Origin of the sequence: Halolamina pelagica (genome assembly GCF_900115675.1) — an archaeon.
Classification (GTDB): Archaea; Halobacteriota; Halobacteria; order Halobacteriales; family Haloferacaceae; genus Halolamina; species Halolamina pelagica.
The window spans coordinates 1-16758 of the sequence record NZ_FOXI01000008.1; the positions used below are offsets into that span (position 1 = coordinate 1).

General features: G+C 59.7%; 17 protein-coding genes and 1 pseudogene. 7 read left to right on the forward strand and 11 right to left on the reverse strand.

Translation table 11 applies throughout. From position 1 onward, the window contains the following. The coding region (locus BMZ83_RS10970; protein ID WP_281243259.1) for a TFIIB-type zinc ribbon-containing protein at nt 1–239 on the reverse strand (239 nt) is incomplete at its 3' end. A 184-nt stretch (nt 240–423) separates the two neighbouring features. Further along, a pseudogene (locus BMZ83_RS10975) lies at nt 424–850 on the reverse strand (hypothetical protein). A 601-nt stretch (nt 851–1451) separates the two neighbouring features. Between BMZ83_RS10975 and BMZ83_RS16330 the strand changes: the two are divergent. After that, nucleotides 1452–1673 carry a hypothetical protein gene (locus tag BMZ83_RS16330; RefSeq protein ID WP_143076932.1) on the forward strand — a complete coding sequence of 74 codons (222 nt, stop codon included), beginning with the start codon at nt 1452–1454 and terminating at the stop codon, nt 1671–1673. A gap of 391 nt (nt 1674–2064) precedes the next feature. Here BMZ83_RS16330 and BMZ83_RS10980 read toward each other — a convergent pair whose 3' ends face one another. Then, a complete protein-coding gene (locus BMZ83_RS10980; RefSeq protein WP_074878601.1) occupies nt 2065–2934 on the reverse strand; it encodes an SDR family NAD(P)-dependent oxidoreductase in 870 nt (289 codons plus the stop codon). Nucleotides 2935–3173: 239 nt separating this feature from the next. Between BMZ83_RS10980 and rdfA the strand changes: the two genes are divergently transcribed. After that, nucleotides 3174–3791 carry a rod-determining factor RdfA gene (rdfA, locus tag BMZ83_RS10985; RefSeq protein WP_074878604.1) on the forward strand — a complete coding sequence of 206 codons (618 nt, stop codon included), beginning with the start codon at nt 3174–3176 and terminating at the stop codon, nt 3789–3791. A 95-nt stretch (nt 3792–3886) separates the two neighbouring features. Further along, nucleotides 3887–5827 (forward strand): archaea-specific SMC-related protein, encoded by a 1941-nt coding sequence (locus BMZ83_RS10990; protein WP_074878605.1) that lies wholly within the window; start codon nt 3887–3889, stop codon nt 5825–5827. Between the two features lie 477 nt (nt 5828–6304). On the opposite strand, the gene BMZ83_RS10995 is transcribed toward BMZ83_RS10990, so the two are convergent. Continuing rightward, nucleotides 6305–7072: an IclR family transcriptional regulator gene (locus BMZ83_RS10995; RefSeq protein WP_074878608.1), complete on the reverse strand. Its 768-nt coding sequence runs from the start codon at nt 7070–7072 to the stop codon at nt 6305–6307. 402 nt (nt 7073–7474) lie between these two features. Here BMZ83_RS10995 and BMZ83_RS11000 point away from each other — a divergent pair, with 402 nt between their 5' ends. Continuing rightward, on the forward strand, nt 7475–8194 hold the full coding sequence (locus BMZ83_RS11000) for a competence/damage-inducible protein A (protein WP_074878611.1): 720 nt from the start codon (nt 7475–7477) through the stop codon (nt 8192–8194). Between the two features lie 41 nt (nt 8195–8235). Further along, complete coding sequence (locus tag BMZ83_RS11005) at nt 8236–10146, forward strand: oxidoreductase (protein ID WP_074878613.1); 1911 nt, start codon at nt 8236–8238, stop codon at nt 10144–10146. A gap of 19 nt (nt 10147–10165) precedes the next feature. Here BMZ83_RS11005 and BMZ83_RS11010 read toward each other — a convergent pair whose 3' ends face one another. Both BMZ83_RS11010 and BMZ83_RS11015 read right to left on the reverse strand, forming a co-directional pair. Next, nucleotides 10166–10987 carry an SDR family oxidoreductase gene (locus BMZ83_RS11010; protein ID WP_074878731.1) on the reverse strand — a complete coding sequence of 274 codons (822 nt, stop codon included), beginning with the start codon at nt 10985–10987 and terminating at the stop codon, nt 10166–10168. A gap of 2 nt (nt 10988–10989) precedes the next feature. Beyond that, on the reverse strand, nt 10990–11808 hold the full coding sequence (locus BMZ83_RS11015) for a mycofactocin-coupled SDR family oxidoreductase (RefSeq protein ID WP_074878732.1): 819 nt from the start codon (nt 11806–11808) through the stop codon (nt 10990–10992). A gap of 119 nt (nt 11809–11927) precedes the next feature. On the opposite strand from BMZ83_RS11015, the gene BMZ83_RS11020 reads away from it, so the two are divergent. Continuing rightward, a complete protein-coding gene (locus BMZ83_RS11020) occupies nt 11928–12233 on the forward strand; it encodes a putative quinol monooxygenase (protein WP_074878615.1) in 306 nt (101 codons plus the stop codon). Between the two features lie 45 nt (nt 12234–12278). Continuing rightward, complete coding sequence (locus BMZ83_RS11025) at nt 12279–12584, forward strand: hypothetical protein (RefSeq protein ID WP_074878616.1); 306 nt, start codon at nt 12279–12281, stop codon at nt 12582–12584. Nucleotides 12585–12605: 21 nt separating this feature from the next. On the opposite strand, the gene BMZ83_RS11030 is transcribed toward BMZ83_RS11025, so the two are convergent. Genes BMZ83_RS11030 through BMZ83_RS11050 form a run of 5 tightly spaced genes read right to left on the reverse strand, consistent with a single transcriptional unit; the run spans nt 12606 to nt 16758 of the window. Beyond that, entirely contained in the window at nt 12606–13433 is an 828-nt protein-coding gene (locus BMZ83_RS11030) for a mycofactocin-coupled SDR family oxidoreductase (protein WP_074878618.1), read from the reverse strand. Nucleotides 13434–13436: 3 nt separating this feature from the next. Next, nucleotides 13437–14264, reverse strand: a complete 828-nt coding sequence (locus BMZ83_RS11035; protein ID WP_074878620.1) for a mycofactocin-coupled SDR family oxidoreductase — start codon at nt 14262–14264, stop codon at nt 13437–13439. Between the two features lies 1 nt (nt 14265). After that, on the reverse strand, nt 14266–15087 hold the full coding sequence (locus tag BMZ83_RS11040) for a mycofactocin-coupled SDR family oxidoreductase (protein WP_074878622.1): 822 nt from the start codon (nt 15085–15087) through the stop codon (nt 14266–14268). Between the two features lie 18 nt (nt 15088–15105). Next, nucleotides 15106–15927, reverse strand: a complete 822-nt coding sequence (locus tag BMZ83_RS11045; protein WP_074878624.1) for a mycofactocin-coupled SDR family oxidoreductase — start codon at nt 15925–15927, stop codon at nt 15106–15108. Between the two features lie 9 nt (nt 15928–15936). After that, nucleotides 15937–16758, reverse strand: a complete 822-nt coding sequence (locus tag BMZ83_RS11050) for a mycofactocin-coupled SDR family oxidoreductase (RefSeq protein WP_074878626.1) — start codon at nt 16756–16758, stop codon at nt 15937–15939.

Here is a 16758-nt window from a genome sequence, read left to right on the forward strand (position 1 = left end):
CGATCGTGCCGTGCCGGTGTCAGTGTCGCTCCGGTTCGTTTCGCCGTGTCGGCGCCGTCGTCGATGTGCCACTCTGGCCCGTGATCGATCGCTTGGTCGTCGATGATGAGGCCACAGTCGTCACAGACCGTTTCAGCCGCATTCGTCCGGACGGTGCCGCCACATTCAGGGCAGGGATCAGTTGGACCGCACTGGACATCCTCGTCGAAACCACGACCGTAGATGTCGCTTGTCGTCATCAGTCTCACCTACGCGAGGCGACGCCGATGCAGCGCGCCCCGCATCCCTCTCGGGGGTGACAAACTCGGCAGCGGGAGGCGCAAATCGGACTTCGACGCCGATGATGCCGAGGTGTTAACCAACACTGTGTCGGTATCGGTCCGGTGTGTTGGTTAAGCCTAACCGCTACGGCGTTCGGAGCTCTCAAACTGGCTTCACGACGAAGGTGTCTGGCTCGCTGGTTGCTCCTTCACCTAATCGCTCCGCCGACATCGAGGACGACTGCGTGAGCTGGGTGATGAGCTCGTCGCGAACGGTTCGTCGAGGGACGGTGGTCTCGTGCCAGCCCAGTCGGTCGTCGAAGTGCCGTTTCTGGAACTGCTCGCCGACGTCGTCGGCGGCGACGTACTGCGTCCGCGTCGACCGCCCGACCTGGTGGGCGACGAAGACGGCGCCCACGGCCTCGTGCGTGAGCTCGACGAGAGCACACTCCACGAGCGCGACGACCGACGCGTGATCCCGGTCGGTCGGTCGGAACCGCCATCTCGAGGTCCGCCAACGGCGCCTCATCGTCGGTGGTAGTTCCTACGTGATCCGCTGATCGTGACTTGCTGCGTCGTTCCGAAGCCATCGTTTCTCGAGGGCACGTGATACGCACCCCGCCACCCCCTCCCGGGGCGACAAACACCACCGAAACAAACCCCGCCAACCTATGCGCTAATTCTGATACTTCCGTAGTTCCGCTACCCCTGTGATGGCCCCTCGGCCTGAGAGAGCCGGCGGCCTTCGCACATTGCATATCGCCTCTTTCTTTGGACGAAAACCGCGATATGCATGGCAAAATAACGAACTCAAATTACAGAAGAGGCCCGTCGGGCCGATTTGAGGGCGTACAAAGTACCTCGACGAGTTTGAGGATTGTTCCTAACGGACAGAATTTGCTCGACGACGGGGTAAGGAGGAAGATCTCGGCCGCACCTAATCCGTTTCGAGACGATGCTCCATCGGTCCTCGGTAGCTTGAAACTACACCGTTAGCACTTCGAAACGTGAATTACCCCCCAATTCAAACGAATCTGGTCGGGAGAACTGCTGGAAATTGCTTGACGAAGATACTGAAGTAACTGATACTAGGCAGTAGCTTAGCTCTCGAAGTACTGATAGATACAAACCCTGTGAGCCATTACAGTTTGGCTGCGGAAGTTATTTCGATTGAAACAGCAGTCATCAGACATGGATAGGACGTTGCCCCGCCCCTGGACATTCGAGAGAGAAGCAATATTGATTGGGTTGAGGAAACTCAATATTCATCTTCATTGTCCAGATATTTCATCTATAGATGATATATCTATTCTTGATAAATATGGTATTGATAGGTACCGACCCAACGGTCACAGATGGGTTTACAAAGGCGATCCACAGCCGGATGGAACTGGACCCAAGATCACGGTGTGATTGGAAAAGTTTTAATTAGACTTACTATAGAATAGTATTGAATCTACGCTGCTGTCGAGTCTGATACGAACGATTCACCCAATACAAAGCTAGATTTCTAACTACTATTTTATATGCTGTGCTAAATACCGTAAAAGACGACGTTGATCGCGTCGTGTTCACTGACGGCGTCGCACGGCTGAAAGAGGTGTGCTCGTCACAACCTCGATGACAGATACGAGAACACGGCAATCGGACCGTACCGAATACATATTTTTAGAGGTAATAGTAAATACCTACCAATCTCTCGATATACCACAAACGTGGTTCGAAACTGCTGTCGAGTGGGCCGGAACTTCGCCTACCATAGACAAGCGTATCTGAACACTCTACTGTGTCGATCCGGAGGCGGTCAGGGCCACGCCGGATCAACGCCAACAAGTTCGGCGCTCCGGCGCCAGAGTCGCGCCCGGATTTCAGGGTCGACAGCCTCGTCGGCCGGTTGGACGACACCGTCGCCGGTCACGTATACGCCAGTCCGGTCACCGAACTCGGGTGCAGTCGCGAGACGGACCAGCCGTCGTCCGCCCGCCCGTTCGCTGGTCCCGACACCGGGAACGATCCCCGCAATACGGACAGCGAGCCGGGTAGTGAGGGCAGCATCGCGAAACAGGTTCGTCGACGGGACGAACCCAGGGTGGAAGCTGTTCGCAGTCACATCTTTCGGAACCCGGTCAGCGAGTTCGAGTGTGAACGCAATCAGCGCGTGTTTCGAGCGTGAGTAGGCCTGGAGGGCGTCGTAGTCGCGTTCGAACTGGAGGTCCTCGAAATCGATCGAGTCGCGGCGATGCATTTCGGAACCGGTCGTGACGATCCGGGCCGGTGCCGACGCGAGTACGATGTCGAGCAATTCGTGTGTGAGAAGATAGGGGGCCAGATGGTTGACTGCGAGCGTGCGTTCGATCCCGTCGGCGGTCTCAGTGCGCTCGCTCACAGAGAGCCCGGCGTTGTGGGCGAGCACATCGAGGCGATCATACGTCTCTTGGATCTCCGTCGCGAGTGAACGCACTGCCGACTGAGACCCCAGGTCGGCGCGGTGGAACCGGATCTCGCCCGGTAGCGTCGACGACTCAGCCGCCAGCGACTCTCCACGGGACCGATCGCGACCGACAACACCGACGGTCGCCCCACGTTTGGCCAGCTCCGTCGCCGCGATCCGCCCGATACCGCTCGTCCCGCCAGTGAGGAGCACGACGTGCTCGTCCATGTCGCTAGAGGACATTGGTAGATGTTTGCTCGCCGACGGGATCAAGTTTCGGGTCGATATCGGGGGTTCATGCTGACAAGATGTCGGACGAGAGTTTACAGGCGGCCGAGGCGAATGCCACGGGGCTTGACTCCAAGGCGATTCACGACGAGTGAGATTCCCGACCAGTTCGCTATATCGACTCCGGATAATAACGCCAGTACTGTTGTTATTTAATCCATACGCCTTTACGATCGGAGCCGGACCAGAGAGTAGTGAGTGATTCAGAACCTGGCCGGCGGGGTAAAGTAGAACAGCTGATCGAGAAGCACGATTTGGAGGGAATCGGTGATCGACTCGAACGTCGCTGGACTGCGAACGGTGAGGAACGGAAGAGTTTGCGGGACCTTGCCGACGAGTTCAACCGAGAACTCCTACGTGTCGCAATGATTGATGCAGAGATGCAGCCTCTCGATGGAGCTGTCGAAAACGTGTACCGACTTTTGACTGACGACGACGTTAGCACCGCCGACCGTAAAAGGGCCCAACGTCGCCTCGATCGTGAGGATGTCGACGTCGATCAACTTCAACAGGAGTTCGTTACCTACCAAGCTATCCGAACCTACCTGAGGGAACACCGCGGCGCCTCGTACTCTGGTGAGACGAGAGACCGAACCGAATCCGAGAAGGAGCACATCCAGCGACTTCGTGGCCGCGTTCAGTCGGTTACCAACAGCAAACTGGCACAATTGCAACGGAACGGTGACATCGATCTCGGCTCGTTCCGCACGCTAGTAGAGGTTAACGTACTGTGTGAGGACTGTGGTACTCAGTACGCTGTTGAGACGCTACTCGACAACGGCGGCTGTGACTGCGTCGGTTCGGACGAGTAGCAACCTGTTCGAGGGGTGGCTGTACTCTCTCGAATGGGAGATGACATCGGGACTGGCGCCGACATGTTTATACGATTTCCGCTGGCAGAATACCTATGCAGCGACGACAGGCCTCCGCTCCCCGGGCTACGGTCCACGCCAACAATATCGGAGGGATTCAGGAGACGGAGGTTACGATCGAACCCGGAGTAACTATCCTTGTCGGCCGGAACGCCACAAACCGTACTTCGTTCCTTCAGGCCATCATGGCCGCGCTCGGGAGCGAGAACGTCGCGATGAAGGGGGACGCCGACAACGCCGAGGTCACGCTCGAACTAGGCGAGGAGACGTACACCCGGACGTTCACCCGGCGTGAAGGGGGCATCGAGCGGGGCGGCGATCCGTACCTCGACGATCCCGAGTTGGCGGACCTGTTCGCCTTCCTGCTCGAGTCCAACGAGGCGCGACGGGCGGTCACGACGAACGCGGACCTCAGGGAGCTCATCATGCGCCCCGTTGACACCGAGGAGGTCCAGGCTGAGATCGACCGCCTCCAAGACCACCGTGACGATCTCGAGGGGGAGCTCGCCACCATCGACGACCGGAAGGGCGAGCTCCGCGGCCTCGAGGATCGCCGCGAAACGCTCCGCGGGAAGATCGAGGAGACGAAAGCCGAACTCGAAGCCACGGAGGACGAACTCGACGCGGCCGACGCCGATGTCGAGGCCCGGCAGGAAGAACAGTCCGAACTCGAAGACCGGCTCGAAGAACTCCACGAGAAGCGTGCCGACCTCGAAGATGTGCGGTACGAACTCGAAACGGAACAGGAGAGCCTGCAGGCGCTCAAGACCGAACGCCGAGAGTACGAGTCCGAACTGGAGGACTTGGACGAAAAGCCCGACGCCGACGCCGACGAGATCGAAACTCAGCTCCGAGAGCTCCGGGAACGAAAAAGCGAGCTCGAAAGCCAGGTGAACGAACTCCAGAGCGTGATCCGGTTCAACGAAGGGATGCTCGACGAGGACGGGCCGGCGGCGCCGATCGACCTCGACGCGGGGGGTGACGGAGCTCTCACGGACCAGCTCGTCGACGATGCCGTTACCTGCTGGACCTGTGGAACCGCGGTCGACCCGGACCAGATCGAGTCCACACTCGAGCAGCTCCGCGACCGCAGCCAGTCGAAAGTCAGCGAGGTCGACCGACTCGAACGCGAGATCGAGCAACTCCGGAGCGAGAAGCGAGAGATCGAACAGGTCCAAACGGAACGTGAGCGACTTGAACACCGGCTTGACGAACTTGAGACTGAGATCAGGCAGACGGAGGCGACAATAGACGATCTTCGGGATCGACGTGAGCAGCTGACTGAGTCGATCGAAGAGGTCGAGGCCGCTGTCGACGAACTGGAGGGCGAGGAATACGACGAGGTGCTCGAGCTCCACCGGAACGCAAACGAACTCGAGTACGAACTGGGACGGCTAGAAGGTGAGTTGGAGGACCTTGAGTCCACTATCGCCGAGGCGGAGGCACGCATTGAAGAAGAGGACGATATTCGTGCTGAACTTGACGACGTAAATGAGGATATCGAGCGCCTTCGCACGCGGATTGATCGAATCGAACGGGAGGCAGTTAAGGCGTTCAACGACCATATGGGCTCGTTGCTAGATCGGCTCGAGTACGAGAACCTCGATCGGATTTGGATCGAACGTGTTGAGCGCGAGGTCCGCGAGGGGCGTCACAAAGTGACTGAACGTGCCTTCGAACTTCACGTTGTCCGCACGACTGACTCGGGAGCGGCCTACGAGGACACTGTCGACCACCTATCCGAAAGCGAACGGGAGGTGACGGGATTGGTGTTTGCACTCGCCGGCTATCTCGTCCACGACGTGTCTGAGACGGTGCCGTTCATGCTGCTTGACTCCCTGGAAGCGATCGATGCCCGGCGCATCGCTGCCTTGGTCGACTACTTCTCTACCCACGCCCGCTACGTAGTGGTTGCGCTCCTACCGGAGGATGCCGCTGTGCTGGACGACGAGTACGAACGGATCACAGAGATCTGATTCGAGCTGACGTGTGGGGCTTGGGACTGTGATTGAACCAGCCGGATTGACTTCACCGACCTCACTGATTCTAAATCGATTTGGGGAACTCTACTAACGGAGGCTCCGCAAATTCAAGGACCGGATCAAAGCAATTCCATATCGAACTCTAACAACCCCTGTTCTATAACAAAAGTACTAGTGTTATCTATAGAGCCCGGTGGCTGATCTGGACGATGTTTCTCGGTTGCGAACAGAACGACAGATTGAATCGAGGAGGAGCAACCGGAAAGGTTCTACAACGCCTTTACTACGTAATACGGACGGGTTCTGGAAACGATGCAAACCGTCAATAGATGCGTTCGCGCCGTAGTAGAGACGAGGCGCTTTCCGGATATTCTGTGGCAGTTCGGTCCTCCATTACCCCGATTGACTTTCCGGGGAGATGATCGAATTTTCAGAGACTAGGGGGTCATTCGGAGCCTAGCGATGCTGATCTCACACAGACATATTCTCCATCAGCTTTAGCTCGATAACGTTTGTCACATCTAAGACGGCATCTGGGAGTTCTTCCTCGAAGAACGGGCCTCGTAACTCCCGTTCCGGGCCCGCAACACTGACTGCCCCGCGCACTTCACCATCCGGGCCTAAGACGGCGGCCCCAACGCCCCTAAGTCGCTTGACATGCTCCCCTCGGTCGAGAGCAAACCCCTGCTGGCGGATCTGCTCCAGTTCCTCGTCGAGTGCGTCCCGATCGACAATACTGGATTCGGTCATTCGGGGAAGGCCATGCTGATCGACGATTTCGTCGACGCGTTCTTTCGGTAGTTGTGCCAGGATCGCCTTCCCCATGGACGAGGTAGTCAGCGGCACTGTCGTTCCGATAGAGCCGAGGTCGATCTCGTTCTCTAGGTGGCGAAAAATCACGGTTGCTAGACCTCGCTCCTCGACAGACAGGTACGCGTTGGTCCCCATCTCACTGCCGAGTTGTTCGATCTCGGTACGTGCAGCTCGGTATACGCTAAGCCGTTGTCTAGCGGCCTCACCGAGGGGAAGGAATTGGAGCCCTAGTTCGTACTCTCCGTCGTTTTTGATGACGTACCCTTCGTTTTCCAGTGTCTCGAGATGGTTATATACTGAACTTTTCGGTAGTTCTGCTGACTTCGCGATTTTGGTCACCCCTGCAGGTTGCAGGTCACGAAGCGTTTCGAGGACTCGCAACGTTCGATTTACCGAGCTTACCTCCGTACTGTGTTCCTCTGCCATAGTGTGTCGATAGTTATCCACTGACATAAATTGAATGGTCATATAGCTTTGTGGGATAGCTGTTTTCTTTTGTAGAACAGATGTTCTTACTCCTCGTGACAAAGGATTGGTCCTAACAGTAGGACGAGCCCTAAACTAGACACAAACTTCTGTGAACAATCATGATGATACCGCCCCGAACAGTCATCAATTACTGTTAATGATTTCTTGCTAATAGGTATGCTTGTTCTGTGTTAATGAACGGATATCGGCTCAAAGAGAACAAATATGATGTATAGCTAAAACTGATGCGGTGGGTGGAACCGAGCAGGCCTCTTAACACTGTACGATACATGTAGCCGCAAAACACGATAGGTCCATCCATACACTTACGAAAGGAGCGATACAACAATAGAGAATAGTATGGCGACAACTGCAGCGATCGTCTCTATTGGGGATGAACTACTGGCGGGCGACATTGAGAACACGAACGCGTCGTGGCTCGCGGCCCGGCTCACAGAGTTTGGTATCGACGTCCGTGAAATACGAGTCGTTCCTGACGAAGCTTCTCCGATCGAGACGACCGTCTCAGACCTCAGCCAGACACATACCCTTGTAATAACGACTGGAGGACTTGGATCGACGCCGGACGATATCACGATCGAAGCTGTAGCTGACGCGCTGGGACTCCCACTCGAACCCAATTCTGAGGCACGAAAACACGTGGAAGCAGCTGTAACCGAAATTCGGGACGACCATCCCGACTTTCAACACGATATTGAGACAGCATCACGGTATCCGGCTTCTGCAGAGATCGTCCCAAACGACGTTGGGATCGCGCCGGGTTGCATCTGTGGGAACGTATACGTACTACCGGGAATCCCAGCCGAAATGAAGGCCGTCTTCGATCACATCGAGAACGATTTGGAGGGGGGTATCACCTCTCGGACTCTCTATACTGAGACGCCAGAAAGTCATTTGAACACGGTGCTTAGTGAGGTAAGTGAGCGGTTCGACGTACGCATCGGTTGCTATCCAACAGGCGAACTGAAGCGCATCAGACTCGCAGGGGAGGAAGAAACGGCAGTCGAAGATGCGGTTGCGTGGCTGGTCCGTCATCCAAACATCCGGCGGGACGTGTGAACTGCGCTATCTTCAAGTACAACTAATTGATACCTGTTACCATGGACCTCTCCGATTCCGCAACAGTTGGATCTCTCTCGGTTCCGAACCGTGGCGTCTTTCGGCCTGTACGCACCCGATTCGTCGACGATGGGCGGCCGACAGAGGAGCTCGCTGCCCATCTCGCTGCTCGCGCGGCCGGCGGTGCGGGGCTGGTGGTCGGCCCTGCTGAGATGCTCGTCCACTCCTCTGCTAGTGGCCCGGCGTTCATCGACGCGTACGACGACGAGGCAGTCCCGGCGCTGACGAGCGTCGCCGATGCTGTCCACGATCAGGACGCGAAGATCGTCGGTCAGCTCACTCATACGGGTGCAGAATCCCGGGGTGACTGGGAGATGCAGCCGCAACTGGCTCCTTCGGCGTCGCCATCCGACGCCGCCTACGAAATGCCCAAGACAATGACGCGGGACGACATCGAGGAGGTACTATCCGGGTTCGCCGAGGCGGCGGCGAACCTCGATGCAGCCGGCTTCGACGGCGTTGAACTGGCTGCAGGCCCGTTTTCGGTTCTCCGACAGTTCCTGTCTCCGCGGTACAACGCCCGGGACGACGAATACGGGGGCGATTGGTCGTCGAGGGCGCGGTTCGTGAACGAAGCACTCGATACGGTCGCCGGCCAGATCGAGGGACCGGTGGGACTCCATCTCTCGCTCGCGGAACTGGAGTACGGCGGCTACGAGTTCGACGACGTGCCCGAGATCCTCAATGCGTTGGACGGATTCGACTATCTCTCCTGTACGGTTGGGAGCCACGCGACGTACAACCAGACACACGCCGGAATTTCGTCCGATGCACCGGATCTGGTTGGTCCGATCGCTACGGCCGCCGAGACCGTCGACGTGCCCGTAATCGGTCGGTTGCCGTTCACGACTGTGGATGACGCCGACACCTTGTTCGATGCGGGTGCCGAACTCGTGAGCTTCACTCGTCAGCTGCTCGCTGACGCCGAAACGCTCCGCAAAGACGAAGCCGGGGAGGGCTACGACCGCTGCATCCAGTGTAACCAGAAGTGCCTTGAAGCGGTGTACGGGCACGCCCACGGCGGTCACGTTGAGTGTGTAGTAAACCCCCGAACCGGTCGTGAGTCCGAACTGAGCGCTCGTTCCGCCCTCGACGCCGCTGCTCTCCCTCAACGCGTCCTCGTCATCGGCGGCGGTCCGGCAGGACTGCGATTTGCCGCGATCGCCGCCGAGCGCGGCCACGACGTGACGTTGCGCGAGGCGAGCGATAGCCTCGGTGGCCAACTCACGCTCGCCGCACAGGGGCCGCTCGCGCCGTTCGAGCGCGCAGCTGCTGATCTGGAGACCGCCGCTCGCGAAGCGGGGGTAACGGTCGAACTCGATTCTCCTGTCACAGCTGACGACGTTGGGCCTTCGTGGGACGCCGTCGTCGTCGCGACAGGGGCAACACGACCCGAGACTGGTGATCGGTTCGACGGTTCGGTGGTAAACGCGTTCGACGTGCTCGAGGGTGCCGATGTCGGGGAGGACGTGCTCCTGTTCGATGAGAACCGCTGGATCGTCACCGCCCAGACAGGGCTCGAACTCCTTGGCCGCGGGGCGTCGGTGGAGATGGTCAGCAGCGACCACTACCCCGCGTTCCGAACCGAGCAGCCGAACCTTCCCGGGTTCGTCGCCGCGCTGCAGGCCCAGGGGGCCGAGTTCACCGGCAACCACACTGTCGATTCGGTCGCCGAGGATGGCACAGCTACGCTCCGGAACACCCTCACTGGTGACACTGCGACTCGCGACCCGGACACTGTTGTCGTCGCCGGCCGCCGACAGGCTGACGAATCGCTCTACCTCGAGTTGGATGAGCGTCGCGACGACGTCTACCGGATTGGCGACGCCGTCTCACCTCGGAAGCTCGACCGCGCGTACTACGACGGCGAACTGCTCGCAAGACGGCTATAGTCGGCAGCCGACGGACCGGTCACGAGAGCGTCCGGTACAGCCAGTCAGTCAGCGCCGTCGGAATGACGCGGTCGGCAAGGATGGCGAGTCGTGCGTCCCACCCAACCACGTACCGTCGCTTCGGGGCATCAGCGGCCGCTGCACGGTAGATCACGTCCGCGACATGGACCGGCGGCATGCCCCGTCGTTCGGCGAATCGTTGTGCCCTGTCGACGACCCGACGTAGCCGTGCGTACGCCGGTCGCTCGTCGAGTACCGCTTCGGTCTCGCGCAGTCGATCCTCGAACCCCGTCCGTACGGTCCCGGGTTCGACCAGCACCACGTCGATGTCGAATCCCCCAACTTCGGCCCGGAGCGTGTCGCTCAGCGCTTCCAGCGCGTGTTTCGACCCCGCGTACGCTCCGCGGGTGGGGTACGTGACCCGTCCCATGAGGCTGGAGACGTTCACAATCGTCCCGCCGCCGGCGTTCCGCATATGTGGCAGAACGGTCTGGATGAGTCGGACGGGGCCGAACACGTTGACGTCGAACTGGGCCTGCAGCCGATTGATCGGAATCTCTTCGATGGCGCCCGCCTGTCCGAAGCCAGCGTTGTTCACGAGGCAGTCGATGCGGCCGTCACGTTCGACGACGCGCTCGACGACGCGCTCGATCTGTGCCCCGTCAGTCACGTCCAGTGCGGCGGTTCGACAGCCAGCGTCGGCGAGATCGGTGATGTCGGTCGGGTCGCGTGCGGTCGCCCAGACCCGCCAGTCGGCGTCAAGGAACTGGTGTGCAGTCGCACGGCCGATCCCTGACGAACAGCCCGTGACGAGGACGACGGGGGTCGCTTCGGGAGCCATGGTCATTTCGCCAGCATGCCGGCGTCGACGGGGAGAACGATCCCGGTGACGTAGCGTGCGGCGTCACTCGAGAGCCACATGTACGCTTCGCTCACGTCGCCCGGCTCGATAAGCTGTTCGTCCAACACGTTCATCGACCCGCTGGCATCGGAAACGGAGGCGAGCGCCGACTCCCCTACCGTCTCCAGGATGCCGTCGATCATCGGCGTGGCGACGCCGGTTGGGGCGACACAGTTGACGTTCACGTCGTGGGGGGCGAGTTCGAGCGCGAGCGCCTTCGTCAGGCCAACGATGCCGTGTTTTGCGGCCGCGTAGTGGCCCGAGCCCTTCGCGCCGACGAGCCCGGCCGTCGATGCCGTGGAGACGATTTTCCCACCGCTGTCGCGCTCGATGAAGTGCTGGCCGACGTGTTTCGCACAGAGCCACGCCCCCTTGAGGTCGGAGTCAACCAGTTCGTCCCACCGCTGTTCGTCCATCTCCACGAGGTCGGTGACGTTCCAGATACCGGCGTTGTTCGCGAGGATGTCGATCTTCCCGAAGCGGTCGATTGCCTCCTCGACGGCGGCTTCGACTGCCGGCTCCCGGCGGACGTCGGCGCGTAGCGCCAGCGCTTCCTGTCCTTTGTCCTCCACGAGACTCGCGGTCTCGTCCAGCTGAGCCACAGAGGCGAGTGGGTACTGACTGGTCTCTATCCCGCGTGCACCGCCGGTTACCACCACGTCGGCGCCGTGTTTCGCGTAGTACTGGGCGTGGGACCGGCCTTGGCCTCGGCCGGCACCGGTAACGAACGCGACCTGTCCGTCGAACTTGTAGCGCGGCACTGCCATGTGTATTGGTGCCACAGCAGTTCTAGTTTGTGGTGTTCGCTTTCGAACAGATACACCGTGTCGCTGTTCCACCCAGAAACTACATTGTGTGGCACGTGCTAGCAAACGATGCAATGATCGTACTCCACGCGTCGTTCCCGATTGACCCGGAGCGGCGAGACGAGGCGCTTGACCACGTAGAGACGCTCGTCGAACAGTCGAACCGGGAAGACGGGATGATCGAATACCGGGCTGCCGTCGACGTCGAAGACGAGAACACGATCCGGTTTTTCGAACAGTACGAGGACGCGGAGGCTGTCGACGCACACAACCAGACGGAGCATTTCCAGGCGTTCGAGGAACGACTTCCCGAACTGCTCGCCGGTGAGCCGGAAGTCGTCCGGTTCGAGGTCAGCGACGCGACCACCCTCGAACTGTAGGGAATTCCCCCGAGATACTATTAGCGAGTAGTCAAATACGGAGGTATGGCAACGAGTGTTGAGTTCGTCGTGTTCGCCCTTATCGGCCTGTTCGGCACGAACGCGATCCCACACTTCGTCCGGGGAGTCACCGGACAGCGCCACATGACGCCGTTCGGCTCGGAGTCGAGCGCGGTGCTAAACGTCCTCTGGGGCAGCGCGAACGCGGCAGTCGCCGGATCGCTGGCGTGGGTGTACTACGACGCCATTGAGGCGAGTACGCTTGTTGTCGCCTTCGTCGCCGGCGTCGTGATGGCTGCCGGGCTCGCATCGTACTGGAGTGAAGAGAATCCGGAACTGCCCTGGGAGTGACCCAGAGCATCGGTTGGTTTACTACTTCGCCGTGAATCCGGCGTCGACCGGCAGCGTGATCCCCGTGACGTAGCGTGCGGCGTCGCTGGAGAGCCACATGTACGCCTCAGTGATGTCCTGTGCGTCGACCATCTCGCCCGGTTCGAAAATGTTGTAGGGTCCTCCGAGCGCCGCGCCCCCCTCGTCAAGGACCTCCTCGCCGTAGGCCTCAATCATCCCCGATAGCATTGGCGTGTCGACGCCGGTGGGGGCGACGGCGTTGACGTTGACGTCGTACTCAGCGAGCTCGAGCGCCAGCGTCTTCGTCAGCCCACGGACCCCCCACTTTGTGGCGACGTAGTGCGCGTTCCCGATAGGAAGACCCGTCATGCCCGACACCGACGTGGTGTTGACGATCTTGCCGCCGTCGCCACGCTCGATAAAGTGCTGGCCAACGTGTTTCGCACAGAGCCAGACGCCTTTCAGGTTCGTGTCGACCAGCTCGTCCCACATCGCCTCGTCGAGCTCCGTCGCCTCAGCAATTGACTCGATACCGGCGTTGTTCGCGAGAATGTCGACGTGGCCGAAGTGGTCAATAGCTTCCTCGACGGCGGCCTGAACCTCGGCTTCCTTCGAGACGTCTGCTTCGACGGTCAGCGCCTCGCTGCCGTGCTCCCGGACTTTTTCGGCGGTCGCCTCGAGCTCGTCCGCGGTTCCGAGATCGTAGGGAATCGTCTCCTTGTTCTCCCCGATATCGAGGCAGACGACATCGGCGCCGTGTTTCGCGTAGTCGATCGCGTGCGATTCGCCCTGGCCGTGTGCGGCCCCGGTGACGAATGCCACTTGGCCGGTGAAGTCGTATTCTGGCATAGTTCACTTGATGGTGTGCCCCGTATCGACAGGGAGAGTAATGCCAGTGACGTAGCGTGCGGCGTCGCTGGAGAGCCACATGTACGCCTCACTAATGTCACCTGGATCGATTCCTGGGTTGTCCGGAGTAAAGATATTCATCGGCCCGGCTACCTCACCAATGGAACCGAGTGCCTCCTCACCGTACGCCTCGGTTAATCCGGTTATCATCGGCGTGTTTACGACCGATGGAACGACTGCGTTGACGTTGACGTCGTACTCGGCGAGCTCAAGGGCCAGTGTTTTGGTCAGCCCACGGACGCCCCATTTCGAGGCAACGTAATGACCGATTCCTGGATTTCCGGTCATCCCTGCCTGTGAGGAAGTAGAGACGATTTTCCCACCGTCACCGCGTTCGACGAAGTGTTGGCCGACGTGTTTCGAGCAGAGCCAAACTCCCTTTAGATTTGTATCGAGAAGCTGATCCCACATTTCTTCGTCGAGTTCAACTAGATCACTTACGGTGACCACAGCGGCATTGTTAGCGAGGATATCGATCCTGCCGAAGTGATCAACTGCCTCGGTAACCGCGGCTTCAACCTCGTCCTCATTTCGCACGTCCATTTCGATAGCCAGTGCTTCTTGGCCTTCGTCCTCGACGAGTTGTGTGGTCTCTTCTAGTTCCTCGCTGGTACCGAGGTCATACGGTACTGATTCGACATCACTGCTACCGATGTCAGTAACGACAACGTCAGCACCGTGTTTGGCATAGTGCTGAGCGTGTGATCGCCCCTGTCCACGTGCGGCCCCGGTGACGAATGCCACCTTGCCGCTGAAATCGTAGCTGACCATCTTACTTGGCTGTCGCGCCGGCGTCCACGGGCAATGCGATCCCGGTGACGTAGCGTGCGGCGTCACTCGAGAGCCACATGTACGCTTCGCTGATATCTCTCTCCTCGATCATCTCACCGGGTTCGAATACGTTCATCGGTCCGGTCAGCTCGCCCATGTTCTCGAGCATCTCCGGCCCGTAGGCCTCCATATAGTTCTGCATCCCTGGACTGTCCAGTGCGGTGGGACAAACGGCGTTGACGTTGACGTCGTACTCTGCAAGTTCGAGCGCCAGTGTCTTGGTGAGACCGATCACGCCGTGTTTCCCAGCGACGTAGTGACCTGTCCCCGGCGCGCCGACGAGCCCAGCCGTCGATGAAGTCGAGACGATCTTGCCGCCGTCGCCGCGGTCGATGAAGTGTTGCCCAACATGCTTCGAACACAGCCAGACGCCTTTCAACAGCGTATCGATCACCACGTCCCACTGTTTCTCGTCCATCTCGGTCATGTCCGCAGCCGGCCAGAGGCCGGCGTTGTTCGCGAGGAAGTCGATGCGGCCGAACTCGTCGAGCGCCTCGTCGACGGCGGACTCGACCTGATCTTCCTCTCGAACATCCATCTGGACAGCGAGCGCGTCCTGCCCTTCGTCCTTGACGAGGCTTGCTGTCTCATGTAGCTCGTCAGTAGTCCCCATGTCGTAGGGAACCGAATCGATGTTGTGGCCTACGTCGGTGACCACAACGTCAGCACCGTGTTTCGCGTAGTACTTGGCGTGTGATCGTCCTTGGCCGTGTGCGGCCCCGGTGACAAACGCCACCTTGCCGCTGAAGTCGTACTCTGGCATGGTTGTCGTGTCTCCTAGTTATTTCGCGAGCATTCCCGCATCGACGGGGAGTCCGATCCCGGTGACGTACCGGGCGGCATCACTCGAAAGCCACATGTACGCCTCGCTGATGTCCTTCGACTCGATCATCCCCCCCTCGTCGAAGATGTTCCACGGACCGGTCATCTCCGTTGCCTCCTCGAGGGCTTCCTCGCCGTACGATTCCAGCACTCCCGAGATCATCGGCGTGTCGACGCCAGTGGGACAGACGGCGTTGACGTTGACGTCGTACTCGGCGAGTTCGAGCGCCAGCGTCTTCGTCAGTCCCAGCACGCCGTGCTTGGCGGCGATGTAGTGTCCGGACCCAGGCCCGGCGACTTTCCCGTAGATGGAGGATGTGGAGACGATTTTGCCGCCGCCGCCGCGCTCGATGAAGTGCTGGCCGACATGCTTGCTGCAGAGCCAGACGCCCTTCAGGTTCGTGTCGAGCATCTCGTCCCACATCGCCTCGTCCATCTCGACCAGATCGCCGAAGTGGGCGATACCGGCGTTGTTGGCGAGGACGTCGATTTTGCCGAAGTGGTCGACCGCCTCGTCGACGGCCGACTCGACGGCCGACTCATCGCGGACGTCCATCTCGATAGCCAGTGCCTCTTGTCCCTCGTCTTCGACGAGGCTCACCGTCTCCTCGAGCTCGTCGGGGGTGCCGAGGTCGTACGGCACCGTGTCCATGTTCTGATTGATGTCGGTGACGACGACGTCGGCGCCGTGTTTCGCGTAGTGCTGTGCGTGCGAGCGTCCCTGTCCGTGTGCGGCCCCGGTGACGAACGCCACCTTGCCGCTGAAGTCGTAGCTAACCATCGTTCTGTGTTACTTGGAAGTCATCCCCGCGTCGACTGGGAGTCCGATCCCGGTGACGTACCGGGCGGCATCACTCGACAGCCACATGTACGCCTCGCTGATGTCCTCCGCCTCGATCATCTCCACACCGTCGAAGACGCTCCAAGGGCCACTGAACTCTCCCATCTGATCCATCATCTCCTCGCCGTAGGCTTCGGAAAACCCCGCGATCATCGGCGTGTCGACGCCCGTGGGGCAGACGGCGTTGACGTTGACGTCGTACTCGGCGAGCTCGAGCGCCAGCGTCTTCGTCAGGCCGAGCACGCCGTGTTTCGTCGCGACGTAGTGGCCCGCGGAGGGACTGCCGACCAGCCCCGCTGCGGAGGATGTGGAGACGATCTTCCCCCCGTCCCCCCGGTCGATGAAGTGCTGCCCGACGTGCTTCGAACACAGCCAGACGCCTTTCAGGTTCGTGTCGATCATGTCATCCCACTGCTGCTCGGGCATCTCCGTCATATCGGCGGCGTTGAAGATGCCAGCGTTGTTCGCGAGGATGTCGATGTGGCCGAAATGATCGACTGCTTGCTCGACAGCTGCCTCGACCTCGTCCTCCTCGCGGACGTCCATTTGGATCGCGAGTGCCTCCTGCCCCTCGTCCTTGACGAGGCTCGCTGTCTCCTCCAGTTCGTCAGGGGTACTGAGGTCGTAGGGGTTGGTGTCGATGTTCTCACAGATATCGGTGACGACGACATCGGCACCGTGCTTTGCGTAGTGCTGTGCGTGTGACTGTCCCTGGCCATGCCCGGCGCCAGTGACGAACGCGACCTTTCCGTCGAAGTCGTATTCTACCAT